Origin of the sequence: Pseudomonas syringae KCTC 12500, assembly GCF_000507185.2 — a bacterium.
Lineage (GTDB): Bacteria > Pseudomonadota > Gammaproteobacteria > Pseudomonadales > Pseudomonadaceae > Aquipseudomonas > Aquipseudomonas syringae.
This window is the reverse complement of the sequence record NZ_AYTM02000002.1, coordinates 4,712,438-4,728,998: the sequence shown is the minus strand read 5'-3', so window position 1 is coordinate 4,728,998 and position 16,561 is coordinate 4,712,438. Positions and strand designations below refer to the sequence as shown.

Below are 16,561 nucleotides of genomic sequence, written 5' to 3'. Positions count from 1 at the left end.
GGTACTGCGCATTCGGTGCTGCACGTCAGCGTGCCGCACCACCTGTGACCGCTACTCCGGGTGGACTCCGCAAGTGCCGTGGGACACTCATGAAGCCGCCTGAGAGGTCGAGTCCGGCGCAGATTCCGCGGTTAGCCTTGCTTGCAAGGCCAACGACGGGCACTGCGCCGTGGTTTCTCTTGTTGTCTTAGCGTTTTTTGCGATTCTGGATATGGATGGCGCCGCCATTCACAGCCAGTGCAGCTTCATGCAGCGCTTCGGACAGGGTCGGGTGCGAGAAGACCATCATGCCGATGTCCTCTGCGCTACTGCCGAATTCCATCGCGATTGCGCCCTGCTGTACCAGTTCTGCGGCGCTCGGGCCGATAACGTGAACACCCAGTACGCGATCGGTCTTGGCGTCGGCAATGATCTTGACGAAACCGCCGGTGTCGTTGGCTGCCATGGCACGGCCACTGGCTGCGAACGGGAACGTACCGACATTGACTTCAACGCCTTCGGCCTTGAGCGTCTGCTCGGTCTTGCCGACCCAGGCGATTTCCGGGTGGGTGTAGATAACCGACGGGATCAGGTTGTAGTTCATCTGGGCCTTGTGGCCCTTGATGCGCTCGACAACCATGATGCCCTCTTCGGAGGCCTTGTGCGCCAGCATCAGACCGCGAACCACGTCACCGATGGCGTATACGCCCGGTACGCTGGTGGTGCAGTAGTCATCAACGTAGATGAAACCGCGCTCATCCAGATCCACACCGCTGTCCGAAGCCAGCAGGTCAGTGGTCACAGGGCGACGGCCCACGGCAACGATCAGACGGTCGAAGGTGATCGACTGTTCGCCGGCAGCGTCGGTGTAGCTGACCACAACCTGTTCGCCTTCGACCTTGGAACCGGTCACGCGAGCGCCCAGTTTGATGTCCAGGCCTTGCTTGTTGAAGGTTTTCAGCGCTTCCTTGGAGACCGCTTCGTCGGCTGCCGGGATGAACTTCTCCAGCGCTTCCAGAACGGTGACCTGAGCACCCAGGCGAGCCCACACGGAACCCAGTTCCAGACCGATCACGCCAGCGCCGATGACGCCCAGACGTTGTGGAACCTGCTGGAATTCAAGAGCACCGGTCGAATCGACGATGACTTTCTGGTCAACAGGCGCTGGCGGAATGTCGATAGGACGCGAGCCCGATGCCAGGATCACATGGTCCGCTTCGATGATTTCGACAGTGCCGTCGGCTGCGGTCAGTTCAACCTTTTTGCCGGCCAGCAGTTTGCCGTGACCCTGCAACGTGGTCACGCCGTTGGCTTTGAACAGGCTGGCGACGCCGCCGGTCAGGCCTTTGACGATCGTCGACTTGCGGCCAATCATCGCTGGGATATCGATGTTCAGTTCAGATGTCGAGATGCCATGTACGCTGAAGCCGTTCTTGGCTTCATAGAATTTCCAGGAGCTGTCGAGCAGTGCCTTGGAAGGAATGCAACCTACGTTCAGGCAGGTACCGCCGAGGGCCAGTTTGCCCTCCTTGTCCTGATACTTCTCGATGCAGGCAGTCTTGAGACCAAGTTGCGCAGCCTTGATGGCGGCAACATAACCGCCAGGGCCTGCGCCAATCACTACCACGTCGAATTTCTGGGACATAACAAAGAGTTCCTCTTTAGCTGCGAGCTTTTAGCTGCAAGCTGCAAGTCAGTCCGCGTTTCATCGCGAGGCCGACTTGCGACCTATTGAATTAGGTGAAACACATCAGCCCCGACTGTTCGCCTTTCGCTTCTGACTTGAAGCTTGAGGCTTGCAGCTCGAGGCTACTCCATCAGATATCCAGCAGCAGACGAGCCGGATCTTCCAGCAGGTTCTTGATGGTCACGAGGAAGGTTACCGCTTCCTTGCCGTCGATCAAACGGTGATCGTATGACAACGCCAGATACATCATCGGGCGAATCACAACCTGACCATTGACCGCCATCGGACGCTGCAGAATGTTGTGCATGCCCAGAATTGCAGCCTGTGGCGGGTTGACGATCGGCGTCGACATCATCGAACCGAAAGTACCACCATTGGTGATGGTGAACGTACCGCCGGTCATCTCGTCGATGGACAGCTTACCGTCGCGGGCTTTCTTGCCGAAGGTGGCGATGCCGCCTTCGATTTCAGCCAGGCTCATGTGCTCTGCGTTACGCAGAACCGGTACGACCAGACCGCGATCGCTGGAAACCGCGACACCGACGTCGGCATAGCCGTGGTAAACGATATCGGAACCATCGATCGACGCGTTGACAGCCGGGAAGCGTTTCAGCGCCTCGGTGGCAGCCTTGACGAAGAACGACATGAAGCCCAGACGTACGCCGTTGTGCGACTTCTCGAACAGGTCCTTGTACTTCGAACGCAGCGCCATGACTTCGGTCATGTCGACTTCGTTGAACGTGGTCAGCATCGCCATGTTCGACTGAGCTTCGACCAGACGCTTGGCAACGGTTGCGCGCACGCGGGTCATCGGCACACGCTTCTCGGTGCGATCGCCAGCGGCGACGACAGGAGCAGCGGCGGCGGCAGGCTTGGCAGCAGGTGCAGCGGCCGGAGCGGATTTCTTCGCTTCAACGGCAGCAACCACGTCTTCCTTGGTGATACGGCCGTCTTTACCGGTGCCCTTGAGGCTGGCCAGGTTGATGCCGTTTTCTTCAGCCAGTTGACGCGCAGCAGGCGCAGCAATCGGGTCTTCTTCGCCAGCAGATGCAGCTGGTGCAGCGGCGGGTGCCGAAGCAGACGCCGAGGCAGGCGCAGCAGCAGGTGCCGGAGCAGCAGATGCTGTAGCACCGTCATTCAATGTCCCGAGCACTTCGTTGGACAGGACGATGGCGCCCTCTTCCTTGGTGATCGCGCCCATCACGCCGTCAGCTTCGGCCAGCACTTCGAGGACAACCTTGTCAGTCTCGATATCGACCAGCATTTCGTCACGCTTTACCGCATCACCCTCTTTTTTGTACCACTTGGAAATGGTGCCGTCGGCAACGGATTCCGGGAAAGAGGGGGCTTTAATCTCGATAGCCATTATCTGTAATTCCTTAATTCGGTTTCTAATGCTCGAAGGCGTTAAACAGTGAAGGCATCTTGCAGCAGTTTTTCCTGCTGCTCGGCGTGCATCGACGCGTAACCACAAGCCGGAGCGGCAGAAGCATCACGACCGGCGTACTCGAGAACGAGTTCACGTTTGTGGTTGCCCATGCTGCGACGCAGGTGGTGTTGACTGCTGTACCAGGCACCCTGGTTCATCGGTTCTTCCTGACACCAGACCACATGCTGCAGGTTGGTGTAAGGCGCGATGGTTTCCATCAAATCATCTTCAGGGAACGGATACAGCTGCTCGAGGCGAACGATGGCGATGTCTTCACGCCCTTCGGCACGGCGTTTTTCCAGCAGGTCGTAGTAAACCTTGCCGCTGCACAGCACCAGACGCGTGACCTTGGCCGGATCGAGGGTATCGATTTCCGGAATGACGGTCTGGAACGAGCCTTCGGCCAGATCTTCCAGGGTCGAAACAGCCAGCTTGTGACGCAGCAGCGACTTCGGTGTCAGCACGATCAGCGGCTTGCGCAGCGGACGGATGACCTGACGACGCAACAAGTGATAGATCTGCGCCGGAGTCGTCGGTACGCACACCTGAATGTTGTGCTCGGCGCACAATTGCAGGTAACGCTCCAGACGTGCCGACGAGTGCTCTGGCCCCTGCCCTTCGTAGCCATGAGGCAACAGCATGGTCAGACCGCACAGACGGCCCCACTTGTGCTCGCCGCTGGTGATGAACTGGTCGACAACCACCTGGGCACCGTTGGCGAAGTCGCCGAACTGGGCTTCCCAGATAACCAGCGCATCAGGCTGGGTGGTCGAATAGCCGTATTCGAATGCCAGTACAGCCTCTTCCGAAAGGAACGAGTCGTACAGGTCGAAACGTGGCTGACCGGAGTACAGATTCTGCAACGGGATATAGGTCCCGGCGTCTTTCTGGTTGTGCAGCACGGCGTGACGGTGCGAGAACGTACCGCGACCGATGTCCTGCCCCGTCATGCGGATCGGGTGACCTTCGAAGGCCAGTGTGGCGTACGCCATGGTTTCGGCGTAACCCCAGTTGATCGGCAAGCCACCGGCCTGCATCTTCTGGCGGTCTTCGTAGATTTTCTGAACCTGACGCTGCACGACGAAACCTTCCGGCAGCTCCATGAGCTTGGCGGACAGTTCCTGCAGGGTCTTGAGATCGAAGCTTGTATCGTGACGCGCAGTCCAGGCATGACCCAGATATGGACGCCAGTCGACGAACAATTCCTTGTTCGGCTCCTTGACCAGGCTTTTCACTACGTGCAGACCATTGTCCAGCGCGCTGCGGTAGTCGTCGACCTTGGCCTGAACGCGGGCATCGTCGAGAACGCCGGTCTTGATCAGATGCTCGGCATACAGCTCGCGGGTGGTGCGCTGCTTGGTAATCTGCTGGTACATCAAAGGCTGGGTGCCGCTAGGCTCGTCAGCTTCGTTGTGACCACGGCGACGGTAGCAGACCAGGTCGATCACGATGTCACGCTTGAACTGCATGCGGTAATCGATGGCCAGCTGGGTCACGAACATCACGGCTTCAGGATCATCCCCATTCACATGGAGGATCGGTGCCTGGATCATCTTGGCAACGTCGGTGGCGTACTCGGTAGAACGCGAGTCCAGCGGGTTGCTGATGGTGAAGCCCACCTGGTTGTTGATGACGATGTGGATCGTGCCGCCCGTCTTGAAGCCGCGAGTCTGCGACATCTGGAAGGTTTCCATGACCACGCCCTGGCCGGCAAATGCCGCGTCGCCGTGGAGGGAAATCGGCAGAACCTTGTCGCCGTTCGGATCGTTGCGACGATCCTGACGCGCACGCACAGAACCCTCGACCACTGGAGACACGATCTCCAGGTGAGACGGGTTGAAGGCCATGGCGAGGTGAACCTCACCGCCTGCGGTCATGACATTGGAAGAGAAGCCTTGGTGGTATTTGACGTCACCGGAGCCCAGTTCCACTTTCTTCTTGCCTTCGAACTCGTCGAACAGGTCGCGAGGGTTCTTGCCGAAGGTGTTCACCAGCACGTTGAGGCGGCCACGGTGGGCCATGCCGATCACGACTTCCTTGGTGCCATAAGACCCGGAACGCTGAATCAACTCGTCGAGCATCGGAATCAGGCTTTCGCCGCCTTCCAGACCGAAACGCTTGGTGCCCGGGTATTTGGTGCCCAGGTATTTTTCGAGGCCTTCGGCTGCGGTTACACGCTCAAGCAGATGGCTCTGAATGTCAGCCGAGAACACCGGACGGCCACGGACACTCTCGAGACGCTGCATGAACCAGTTGCGCTGCTCGGAATCCACGATGTGAGTGAACTCGGAGCCGATGGTGCGACAATATGTCTGCTGCAACGCTTCATGAATTTCGCGTAGGCTCGCTTCCTCTTTGCCGATGAACAGGTCGCCGGCACGGAAGGTCGTATCGAGATCGGCATTGGTCAAGCCGTAATGATTGATCGACAGATCCGCAGGCGCAGGGCGCTGCCACAGGCCCAGCGGATCGAGTTGGGCAGCCTGGTGGCCACGCATCCGATATGCCTGGATCAGTCGCAGCACTTCAACCTGCTTCTTCTCGTGTTCGCTGCTCACACTGCCGGCGGACACCGGTTGAGCGCGGCGCTGGTTTTTGGCCAGCAACACGAAATGATCGCGAATGGTCGAGTGCGATACATCAGTGGCAGAGCTGCCGTCTGCTGGCAACTTCTGAAAGTAGGTGCGCCATTCTTCTGGCACAGCGTTAGGGTCGTGCAGGTAAAGCTCATAGAGCTCTTCCACATAGGCAGCGTTACCACCGGATAGGTGGGCACTGTTCCACATGCGCTGCATCACGCTTTCTTGCATGCTTGGTCACCCTCGGTAAGGGGACACCACCGGCGAAGACACCAGAGCAATCCTGAAATAGTCGTGTGCAGCGACTGTATCAAGTCACCAGGGATCACGCAGATAGTCCGGGTACCAGCCCGGATGCCCCTGCTGGTCTCATTTCTTCAAAATAAGAGCCGCAGCTTTGCGAGCTGCTGCTCAGGTTAAAACTACGGCGCCGGTTGAAGCCTGCGCCGTAGCCACTTCAGTGTAACGGTGTAACAGATAAAGCGATGAATCAGACGCCGTTCTGCAACAACATGTTGCGTACGTGACCGATAGCCTTGGTCGGGTTAAGACCCTTCGGACAGACGTTGACGCAGTTCATGATGCCGCGGCAGCGGAATACGCTGAACGGATCATCAAGCGAAGCCAGACGCTCACTGGTGCGAGTATCACGGCTGTCAGCCAGGAAACGGTAGGCTTGCAGCAGTGCAGCAGGACCCAGGAACTTGTCGGGGTTCCACCAGAAGGACGGGCAGGAAGTCGAGCAGCAAGCGCACAGGATGCACTCGTACAGACCATCGAGCTTTTCGCGCTCTTCCGGCGTTTGCAGACGTTCGATGGCCGGAGCCGGCGTATCGTTCTGCAAGAATGGCTTCACCTTCTCGTACTGCTTGTAGAAGATGCTCATATCGACGACCAGGTCACGGATAACCGGCAAACCAGGCAGCGGACGTACGATCAGCTTGTTCTTGGCAACGACAGCCGACAACGGCGTGATGCAGGCCAGGCCATTCTTGCCGTTGATGTTCATGCCGTCGGAACCGCACACGCCTTCACGGCACGAGCGACGGTACGAAAAGCCTTCATCCTGCTCTTTGACCAGGGCGAGCACGTCCAGCACCATCAGGTCCTTGCCACCGGTATCGACCTGAAACTCCTGCATGAATGGTGCAGCGTCCTGATCAGGGTTGTAACGATAAACACTGACTTGCAACATATCGGTCACCCCTTAATAAGTCCGAATTTTCGGTTCAAAAGTCGGGACAGTCTTCGGCGAGAAGTTCACGGCACGCTTGGTCACACTCTTGTCACCCGGGAAATACAGGGTGTGGCACAACCAGTTCTCGTCATCGCGATCTTCAAAGTCTTCACGAGCGTGAGCGCCGCGGGACTCTTTACGATGCTCTGCAGCAATCGCCGTGGCTTCGGCAACTTCCAGCAGGTTTTGCAGTTCAAGCGCTTCGATACGGGCGGTGTTGAACGCCTGGCTCTTGTCGTTGATCTTGACGTTGGCGATACGTACACGCAGATCAGCCAGCTGGGCGATACCCTTCTGCATGTATTCGCCGGTACGGAATACACCGAAGTAGTTCTGCATGCAGCTCTGCAGTTCTTTACGCAGGGTTGCAACGTCTTCACCGGTGGTGCGCTCGTTCAGGCCGGCAAGGCGTGCAAGGGCAGCATCGATGTCGGACTCGGAAGCGCGCGCATAATCGACGCCTTCACGCAGAGCTTGCTCGAGGTGGATACCCGCAGCGCGGCCGAACACCACCAGATCGAGCAGCGAGTTGCCGCCCAGACGGTTGGCGCCGTGAACCGATACGCAAGCCACTTCACCTACCGCGAACAGACCTGGAATGATCTGGTCGACGCCCGCCGCATCCTGAGTGATCGCCTGGCCGTGAATGTTGGTGGCAACGCCGCCCATCATGTAGTGGCAGGTCGGTACGACAGGAATCGGCGCGGTTGCAGGATCGACGTGAGCGAAGGTCTTGGACAGCTCCATGATGCCTGGCAGACGGCTGTGCAGCACTTCCTCACCAAGGTGATCGAGCTTGAGCATCACGTGATCGCCATCGGGACCACAGCCGTTACCGGCAATGATTTCCTTGACCATGGAACGTGCCACAACGTCACGACCGGCAAGGTCCTTGGCGTTAGGAGCATAACGCTCCATGAAACGCTCGCCGTGCTTGTTGATCAGGTAACCGCCTTCACCGCGGCAACCTTCGGTGACCAGTACACCTGCGCCGGCAATACCGGTCGGGTGAAACTGCCACATTTCGATGTCCTGAACCGGTACACCGGCACGCAGCGCCATGCCGATACCGTCACCGGTATTGATCAGGGCATTGGTGGTCGACGAGTAGATACGGCCTGCACCGCCAGTCGCCAGCACGGTTGCATTGGCGCGGATGTACGAGGTTTCGCCTGTCTCGATGCAGATCGCGATGATGCCGACAAAGGCGCCATCATTGTTCTTCACCAGATCAACTGCATAGTATTCGTTTAGGAATACAGTGCCGGCCTTCAGGTTGGCCTGATACAGGGTGTGCAGCAGCGCGTGACCGGTACGGTCGGCGGCAGCGCAGGTACGGGCAGCCTGCCCGCCCTTGCCGAAGTCCTTGGACTGGCCACCGAACGGACGCTGATAGATACGGCCCTGCTCGGTACGGGAGAACGGCAGGCCCATGTGCTCGAGCTCGAAGACCGCTTCCGGACCTACGGAACACATGTATTCGATAGCGTCCTGGTCACCGATGTAGTCGGAGCCCTTGACGGTATCGTACATGTGCCAGCGCCAGTCATCGTTTGGATCGGCGGAAGCGATTGCACAGGTGATGCCACCCTGGGCGGATACGGTGTGCGAGCGGGTCGGGAAGACCTTGGTGACCACGGCAGTCTTGTGACCGCCCTGGGCGAGCTGCAGCGCAGCGCGCATGCCGGCACCGCCACCACCAATGATGATGGCGTCGAAAGAAAGCGCATTAATGTTAGCCATGGATCAGATACCCCAAAGAATCTGCACGCCCCAGACGAAGTAGGCGAACATCAGAACGCCACATACCGCCTGGAACAGGAAACGTACTGCAGTTGCGGACTTGCCCAGCGCCATCGGCGTCAGGTAGTCGGTCGCGATGGTCCACATGCCGACCCAGGCGTGAGCGCCAAGGGCAACGAGAGCCAGAAGACTGAAGATACGCATTCCGTTGTGAGCGAACAGACCATGCCATTGGGCGTAGCTCAGACCCGGGTGAAAGACCATGTAACCGATCAGGAAAATGAAATAAGCCGCGAGCACGACTGCGGAAACACGCTGAGCCATCCAGTCATAGAGGCCCGAACGCGACAGGTTGGTGACGTTGGTTACCATATCCATACTCCCGCCAGAAGAATCAGAATCACGGAGACCGCGATAACGATTTTGGAGCCCAGCTTGCCGCCTTCAAGCGTCTCGCCTACCCCCGAGTCCATGATGAGGTGACGAATACCGGCCACCAGGTGGTACAGCAGGGCAGACAGAAGTCCCCAGATGATCAGCTTGGCCAGCGGACTGGTCATATACGCCTTGACTTCACCAAATCCCTCTTCGGAGGCCAGCGACTTGTCCATTGCATACAGCATGATTGCAATACCGACAAAGAGGATGACACCGGAGATGCGGTGAAGGATGGACGTGTAAGCGGTGACTGGGAGCTTGATGGTCCTTAGGTCTAGATTTACAGGTCGTTGGCTATTCACGGCTTTTTTTCACACTGAAGAGCCCCTAACAATCAGGGCAAGTTGTTGGGAAGTGCACTGGTCAGGTACCCACCACCCAGGAAGTGACGACCCCCTTGAAACAGGCCAAAAGCCTCTGGCGGTCGGACGCCGAGTATAGACAGTTAGGTTACTAATGACAACGCGCAGACTTACCGCCAATAGCGGATTGCGTTGCTGTGACAAAAGGCGTAAACGGCAGTAAACCGTCTGCAAAATCCACGGCCGAGCCCTTGCGGAACACGACTTTAGGCAAATTGACTTTAGAATTTATCTCACTATAGTGATGCGGGCCCTGCGTGGGGGGCCTGTCTGATGATTTGAAGCATAAATAGGAGGCCACATGGCTGACAAAAAAGCGCAGTTGATCATCGAGGGCGCTGCCCCCGTCGAGCTGCCAATTCTGACCGGTACAGTGGGTCCGGACGTGATCGACGTACGCGGCCTGACCGCCACCGGCCGCTTCACATTTGACCCTGGTTTCATGTCCACGGCCTCTTGCGATTCGAAGATCACCTACATCGATGGTGATAATGGCATTCTGCTACACCGCGGCTACCCGATCGAACAACTGGCCGAGCAGTCCGACTATCTCGAAACCTGCTACCTGCTGCTCAACGGTGAACTGCCCACCGCCGAGCAGAAAGCCCAGTTCGTGGCCGTGGTCAAGAACCACACGATGGTTCACGAACAGCTCAAGACCTTTTTCAACGGTTTCCGCCGCGACGCCCACCCGATGGCCGTCATGTGTGGCGTAGTCGGCGCCCTGTCAGCGTTCTACCACGACTCACTGGACATCAATAACCCGCAGCACCGCGAGATTTCTGCGGTCCGCCTGGTCGCCAAAATGCCGACCCTGGCAGCGATGGTCTACAAGTACTCCATGGGTCAGCCCATGATGTACCCGCGCAACGACTTAAGCTACGCGGAAAACTTTCTGCACATGATGTTCAACACCCCGTGCGAGATCAAACCGATCAGCCCGGTGCTGGCCAAGGCGATGGACAAGATCTTCATCCTCCACGCCGATCACGAGCAGAACGCTTCGACCTCCACCGTGCGCATGGCAGGCTCTTCGGGCGCCAACCCGTTCGCCTGCATCGCAGCCGGTATCGCAGCGCTCTGGGGCCCTGCCCACGGCGGCGCCAACGAAGCGGTACTGACCATGCTCGATGAAATCGGCGATGTGTCGAACATCGACAAGTTCATTGCCAAGGCCAAGGACAAGAACGATCCGTTCAAGCTCATGGGCTTCGGCCACCGCGTGTACAAGAACCGTGACCCGCGCGCGACCGTAATGAAGCAGACCTGCGACGAAGTACTGAAAGAGCTGGGCATCACCAACGATCCTCAACTCGAACTGGCCATGCGCCTCGAAGAGATCGCCCTGACCGACCCATACTTCATCGAGCGTTCGCTGTACCCGAACGTCGACTTCTATTCGGGCATCATCCTCAAGGCCATTGGCATTCCGACCAGCATGTTCACCGTAATCTTCGCCCTGGCGCGGACTGTCGGCTGGATCTCGCACTGGAAGGAAATGCTCTCCAGCCCTTACAAGATCGGTCGCCCTCGTCAGCTGTACACCGGCAACGTGCAACGCGACATCGTCGCCCTGCAAGACCGCAAGTAAGCGCCACGCGCAAAAAAAAGGGCTGCCATTGGCAGCCCTTTTTTGTGCGCGCTATCCAGTGCGGATCATTTGGTTTGCGCGGCACGCTCCCTGAGCGCTTTCAAGGTGTTGTACGGTGCATCGACAACGAACTTGTTGGCCAGCATCGACGGCACACTGCCACCCGGCTCGGTGTGAACCTGATAGGTCACTTCAGTCTGGTTCGGCCCCTTCGGCACCATTTTCCAGAAGCCTTTGACCTCGGTCACCCGCACATAGCCCTTCTCCTCGGGGATATACGAAGGCTGCTCTTCGAGGTTACGGGTAACACTCCCGTCAGCACCTTCCTGAGTGGTGATCAACAACACGGAATCGCGAGGCGTCACCGGCCAGGGCGTATTGAACTGGCTGTAGGTCCAGGTCTTGTTGCCTTCGTGCTTGAGCACTTTCTGCAACTTGCACTCATGAATCCAGGCGCAGGCCCCTGCGACATCCTCCTGAAGGGCACGCAACTTGCTCACGCTGGCGTTGATCAGCGCAATACCCTGATACGCCTTGTAATCGGAACCAGGCACGTCGCTCAACGAGACCTTGATGCCATCCTGATTCTTGACCTCTTTCCACTCTTCAGCTTGCGCCGTTCCGGCAAGCATTACAGTGAAGCCACAAGCAACAGCCATGCGATACAGCGGACCCATTGTTCTATTCCTTGTTTTGAAGTTCCGAAGAAGCATTTGTGCTCGAGAACACTGTTTCAGGCCACCGCAGTGGCTTTTTCCCACCAACCGATCAGGCGAATGGCATCCGCCTGGTCGGCACCGCAGACATCATCTGCCGCCTTGAACTGACCGCACACCGCGGGCCGCTCAGCCCTGCCGAACAAGGCGCACAAAAACTCGACCGACAGATGCAGACAGCGCTCGCCAGCAGGCTTTCCGTCAGGCATACCGGGTATGGGAGACGTGATGGAAGGCGCTATGCAGCACGCGCCACAACCGGAACGGCAGTCCATGACCAGACACCCTTTTGTGAAAATTAAAAAAGAGGAAGGATATTAACCGTCAAAACGTCTGTTTGAAAACGCCGTATCGGACGACAGGCAGGACTTACTGCTTGAATTTGAAGTCCAGCGCAGCGCCCTCTACATCGCGACGGTTGTCATTGCGCATCTGCAATTGCATTTCGTTGGTCAGCAATCGCCCCTCGAGCTCGAACGGCCCGGGGTTCGCAGAGTCGCCCTTGTCGCTGAACATCTGCGGCAATATCGGCTTGCGCTTGTTGGTAATCACCTTGGCAGGCGGGTCGAGCTCCTTGACCAGCTCGGGAGGCAGGCTCAGGTCCAGCTTGGGTGCTTTGATTCGCACATCCTTGACGCTGGCGGTCTTGGCATCCTTGGCGTTCTTGCGCTTGCTCGCAGGTGCCTTGGCTGCCGCAACCCTGGAAGAGGCTTTTTCGGAAGTCGCCGATTTGACGCTCTGAGGTGCTGCAGGTTCTGATTTTTCCTTTCCGACCACCACAGGCACGACTGGCACGCCCGGCATCAGCTGATGCATGGTGTCCGGCGCCTTGATTTGCTTGGCATCGGTGGCGGCTGCCTGCGCAGGTGCCTCAGTCTTCAGATGCACCTCGGGCGATACCGGCGCGGTGATGACCGCCTCGGTCTTGGGTTTGGGCACAGAGGTATCCGGAGCGTCACAACCACTCAGAAGTACGACGACAAGCAATCCGAGACAGCGAAAAACATTCATAGGCAAAAAGTCAGGCAAGACAGTGGCAAAAAGCCGGAAAGAAACACATGCTGTCCTTTTGAGGCCAACCTGACAAGACAAGAGTTCCGAAGAATTGACAAATATCTTTGCCAATCAATAAGCCTGAACAGCCTCCTGACACAACTGCTTGGACAGAATCCCCAGTGTCATCAATGCGCGCTCGGCTTCCTTGTTCCATTTCATGCCGCAATTCAAACGAATACAGTGGTTGAACTGCTCGGTATTACTGAAAATCAGCCCGGGCGCGATGCTGATGCCCTGCTCGAGCGCACGCACATGCAATTCCTGGGTATTGACCCTGCCCGGCAGACTGACCCAGAGGATAAAGCCCCCTGCGGGACGACTCATCTGCGTACCTTCGGGAAAGAACTGCTGCACCGCCAGCTGATACGCACTGAGGTTCTTGCGGTATTCGAGACGAATGAAGCGCAGGTGCCGATCGTAGCCGCCGTTTTCGAGGTAAGCCGCGACGGCCATTTGCGTCACGCTGCACGCCGAGTGAGTACTGAAGGTCTGCAGGCGCTGAATTTCCGCCTGGTATTTGCCGGCTATCATCCAGCCGATGCGCACACCCGGTGACAAGGTCTTGGAGAAGCTTGAGCAGTAAATCACCCTCCCCAGCCGGTCGAACGCCTTGAGCGCCTTGGTCCGCCCTACTTCGAACATCAACTCGCCGTAGACGTCGTCTTCAACCACCTGGATATCGAAATCCGAGGTCAGACGCAGCAGGTTTTTCTGCCGCTCCTCAGGCATGGTGCCGCCCAGTGGATTGCTCAGCCGCGAGGTCAGTACCAGTGCCTTGATGGACCATTGATTGGCCGCCAGCTGCAAGGCTTCAAGGCTGATGCCGGTGGCCGGATCACTGGGGATTTCGATGACTTTCAAACCCAGCAGGTCGGCAAGTTGCAGCAACCCGTAATAGGCTGGCGATTCGGCGGCAATCAGATCGCCGGGCCGCGTCAACACCCGCAGGGCCATCTGCAGCGCATCCACGCAGCCGTGAGTGATCACCACCTCTGACGGGTCGACCACCACGCCGGCGTCACGCATGCGGATGGCGACCTGCCTGCGCAAGGGTTCGAAGCCAGGGCTGAACATGTAACTGAAGGCCCGCGGGCTGTGAAAGCGCGTGACCTTGGCCAACTGCTGATGCAATGCGCGCACCGGCAGGTAATCCACATGAGGCACGGCAGCTCCAAGGGCGAACACACCTTCGCGGCGGGACTCTTCGAGTACCTGCTGGATAATGCTGCTGCGTGTGACCAGGCCGGGCCGCTCGACCCGCGCGATATCCGGGGTCGAAGCTGTCAGCGCGGGGGTTTGATGGACGTAGTAGCCGGACTGAGGACGCGCGCGGATGAGCCCCTGATCTTCAAGATTCGCGTAAGCCTGCAATACAGTGGCATGGCTGACGTTGAGCTGCGAACTCATTTTGCGGACGGACGGCACCCGCTCGCCGGGCTGATACACACCACGACGGATGTCTTCGGCCAACTGCTGAGCGATACGCTGGTAGAGCAAGAGATTGGTCATGACACAGCCTCAAAAAGACCGGTGATTTATTATTTTTGAAAATACAGATGCGTAATAACCGGCACAGATCGGAAGTGTACGGGAACAGTTTGAAATCAGGCCAGCATTGATGATTGCTGAGTGAAAATAAACGCGGGCAGAAACGCCATAGTCAATGTGATTAAAGACAAAAAAGCCCGAGGCCGTTTCCGGCGTCGGGCTTTTTATCGGCTTTTTATCAGCGAGCTGCGCCCAACTGACCTTTCTCGTCCGAGAAAACGATCTCGACACGCCTGTTTTGCGCACGGCCCCGCTCGGAGGTATTGGCATTCACAGGAAACTCCTGGCCATAGCCTTCGACGTGGATACGCTTTTCATCGACACCCAGGTCCATCAGCACGTCAGCGACGGCCTGTGCCCGGTCTTTCGAGAGCTTCAGGTTGTCCTGACGATCGCCCGTACTGTCGGTATAACCTTCGATCCGGACCACTCGGCGCGGGTTGATCTGCAGAAACTGCACAACTTTGAGGATGGTACGGCTGGCGGAGTTTTTCAGCTCGGCATGTCCGGCGTCGAACAGCACATCACCCAGGGTCATGACCAGGCCGCGGTCGGTTTCGGTGGTGGCCAGGCTGAGGATCTGATCCTCCAGCCAACGGCCCTGCTGCTGAGCGCTGGCCAGCTTGGCTTCACGCAGTGCCAGCTGCATACGCTGACGCTCCATGTCCATTTTCGCCAGACGCTCCTGACTCAGCATCAGGTTGCTGTGCTCACGCGCGATTTCGCTATAACGGCTGCTGAGGTAGGCGTAGTGAGCAACATCGGCGCCGCTCCCCAGGTAACTGGACAGACGCTCGGCGCGGGCCAGCGACTCACCCGCGCGGATGACATCTTTGGGCGCACTGCGCAGCACATCGGTATCTTCCTTGACCTTCTGGAAGTCAGCACTGGCCTGCTGCAACGCCTGGCCGCTGTCCTTGTGACCGGCACAACCGTAAAGGCCAGCCGACCCCAGCAACAGACACACACTCAGGACACGAGGGATACGGTTCATTGCGCCTCCCCCAGCTGCTTGCGCAAGCGATTGAGGCGGGTATTCAACTGATTGACCTGCTCCTGGCTCTTGAGGGTCAGCACTCGCGCTTCGGCCAGGCGCGCATCAAGCTCGGCCTGTTCGGCTTTCATGCGCGCGTCCTTGTAGGCGTGACTTGTCATGGAGGCTCGGGCTTCGGCAAATCCGGCCTGGGCGACTTCCATCTCGGGCTGATCGTCACTGGCGCCTACTGCCTTGGCCTGCTCCAGCGCCTGCTCGGTCAGTTTGAACTGCTCGGTTGGTACCGGATCACTGGCGCAACCGGCCAGCGTGGCGATTGCCATGACGGCAATTGAAAAACGAATACTCACAAAAACATCCCTACTTGTTGGGTGCGCTGGCGCTGGCAGGTTGCAGCAGTTGGGCTTTCCACAACTCCAGGTTGTGCCTGATGACATCCCCCGCAAGGCCAGAGGCGGCCGATTCTGTCATCTTTTTCGCCAGCTGTCCGCGCAACCATGGTTCATTGCAGGCCGAGTTGAACGACAAGGCCAGATAAAACCCCGGCGTATCGACCGGTAGAGGCTGCGCTGTAAGGTCTTTGGACAGACCCAGCGTCTGCACCATGACCAGACCGGCATAACGCCCGGCAAGCACGTAATCCACCTCACCCAGGGCCAGCTTCTGAAACGCGGGCGTGAGTGCAGGCAGGCGCTCAAGGGTCAGGTTTTCTCTGGCCAGCGCATCAAAGGAAGGCGTCAGGCGGGTCTTTTCCGACATGGCGCCGGGATGACCCTGCAGCTCGCTGACGGCATTGAACGGCACATTGTGATCGTGACGCGTCCAGACCATGATCTCGTTCTGCACAATCGGCGGATAAATGTAATCCAGCGCTTCGAGTTGTGCAGCATTCAACGGCGCGTCGGCCAGCAGGTCCATGCGTCCGGTGCGCACCTCTTCGAGTGCCTGACTGCGCTTGCCGCCATACAGAAACTCAACCTTGATACCCAGTTCGCCTGCTGCCTGAGTCAGCAGATCGGCATTGGCGCCCATCAGGTGACGCGGGTCCTGGGGATCACGCCACAGATAAGGCGGCGCGTCCGGGCTGCCAGTCACGATCAGCCGCTCGCACTTGCCTGCGGCGAAGGCCAGCGACGGCAGCGCGATCAGCCCGAAAAGAAGCGAAGACAGCAGCCGGGAATGCACCATGAGAAGTCCTTTCG

Annotated in this window: 15 protein-coding genes; 1 reads left to right on the top strand and 14 read right to left on the bottom strand. The window is 58.1% G+C overall.

The genetic code is table 11. The features are described from left to right. Positions 1–187 precede the first annotated feature (187 nt). The 7 genes from lpdA to sdhC all read right to left on the bottom strand — a co-directional run bounded on the left by lpdA (position 188) and on the right by sdhC (position 9,394). A complete protein-coding gene (gene lpdA / locus V476_RS21215; protein ID WP_003394569.1) occupies positions 188–1,624 on the bottom strand; it encodes a dihydrolipoyl dehydrogenase in 1,437 nt (478 codons plus the stop codon). A 172-nt stretch (positions 1,625–1,796) separates the two neighbouring features. Continuing rightward, the gene (gene odhB, locus V476_RS21210) at positions 1,797–3,032 is read right to left on the bottom strand and encodes a 2-oxoglutarate dehydrogenase complex dihydrolipoyllysine-residue succinyltransferase (RefSeq protein ID WP_024960477.1); all 1,236 of its coding nucleotides are present in this window, start codon (positions 3,030–3,032) and stop codon (positions 1,797–1,799) included. A 41-nt stretch (positions 3,033–3,073) separates the two neighbouring features. After that, entirely contained in the window at positions 3,074–5,905 is a 2,832-nt protein-coding gene (locus V476_RS21205; protein ID WP_003394564.1) for a 2-oxoglutarate dehydrogenase E1 component, read from the bottom strand. 259 nt (positions 5,906–6,164) lie between these two features. After that, positions 6,165–6,869, bottom strand: coding sequence for a succinate dehydrogenase iron-sulfur subunit (locus V476_RS21200; protein ID WP_003316554.1), 705 nt, complete (start codon positions 6,867–6,869; stop codon positions 6,165–6,167). 12 nt (positions 6,870–6,881) lie between these two features. Further along, complete coding sequence (sdhA, locus tag V476_RS21195; RefSeq protein WP_003394562.1) at positions 6,882–8,654, bottom strand: succinate dehydrogenase flavoprotein subunit; 1,773 nt, start codon at positions 8,652–8,654, stop codon at positions 6,882–6,884. A gap of 3 nt (positions 8,655–8,657) precedes the next feature. After that, entirely contained in the window at positions 8,658–9,026 is a 369-nt protein-coding gene (sdhD, locus tag V476_RS21190) for a succinate dehydrogenase, hydrophobic membrane anchor protein (RefSeq protein WP_003316551.1), read from the bottom strand. Next, positions 9,020–9,394: a succinate dehydrogenase, cytochrome b556 subunit gene (gene sdhC, locus V476_RS21185; protein ID WP_003423585.1), complete on the bottom strand. Its 375-nt coding sequence runs from the start codon at positions 9,392–9,394 to the stop codon at positions 9,020–9,022. The genes sdhD and sdhC overlap by 7 nt, the downstream gene beginning before the upstream one ends. Positions 9,395–9,755: 361 nt before the next feature. On the opposite strand from sdhC, the gene gltA reads away from it, so the two are divergent. Next, a complete protein-coding gene (gene gltA / locus V476_RS21180; RefSeq protein ID WP_002552974.1) occupies positions 9,756–11,045 on the top strand; it encodes a citrate synthase in 1,290 nt (429 codons plus the stop codon). Positions 11,046–11,110: 65 nt separating this feature from the next. On the opposite strand, the gene V476_RS21175 is transcribed toward gltA, so the two are convergent. From V476_RS21175 to V476_RS21145, 7 genes are all read right to left on the bottom strand, one after another. Next, complete coding sequence (locus tag V476_RS21175; protein ID WP_024960476.1) at positions 11,111–11,722, bottom strand: START domain-containing protein; 612 nt, start codon at positions 11,720–11,722, stop codon at positions 11,111–11,113. Positions 11,723–11,778: 56 nt separating this feature from the next. Beyond that, the gene (locus V476_RS21170; RefSeq protein ID WP_024960475.1) at positions 11,779–12,036 is read right to left on the bottom strand and encodes a YkgJ family cysteine cluster protein; all 258 of its coding nucleotides are present in this window, start codon (positions 12,034–12,036) and stop codon (positions 11,779–11,781) included. Positions 12,037–12,130: 94 nt separating this feature from the next. Next, positions 12,131–12,772 carry a translation initiation factor 2 gene (locus V476_RS21165; RefSeq protein ID WP_074907932.1) on the bottom strand — a complete coding sequence of 214 codons (642 nt, stop codon included), beginning with the start codon at positions 12,770–12,772 and terminating at the stop codon, positions 12,131–12,133. Between the two features lie 114 nt (positions 12,773–12,886). After that, a complete protein-coding gene (locus V476_RS21160; RefSeq protein WP_003423583.1) occupies positions 12,887–14,326 on the bottom strand; it encodes an aminotransferase-like domain-containing protein in 1,440 nt (479 codons plus the stop codon). A 217-nt stretch (positions 14,327–14,543) separates the two neighbouring features. Beyond that, entirely contained in the window at positions 14,544–15,359 is an 816-nt protein-coding gene (locus V476_RS21155; protein ID WP_003394544.1) for an OmpA family protein, read from the bottom strand. Next, entirely contained in the window at positions 15,356–15,709 is a 354-nt protein-coding gene (locus V476_RS21150; RefSeq protein WP_024960474.1) for a DUF4398 domain-containing protein, read from the bottom strand. The genes V476_RS21155 and V476_RS21150 overlap by 4 nt, the downstream gene beginning before the upstream one ends. Before the next feature lie 10 nt (positions 15,710–15,719). Continuing rightward, a complete protein-coding gene (locus V476_RS21145; protein WP_024960473.1) occupies positions 15,720–16,547 on the bottom strand; it encodes a substrate-binding periplasmic protein in 828 nt (275 codons plus the stop codon). Between the last annotated feature and the right edge of the window lie 14 nt (positions 16,548–16,561).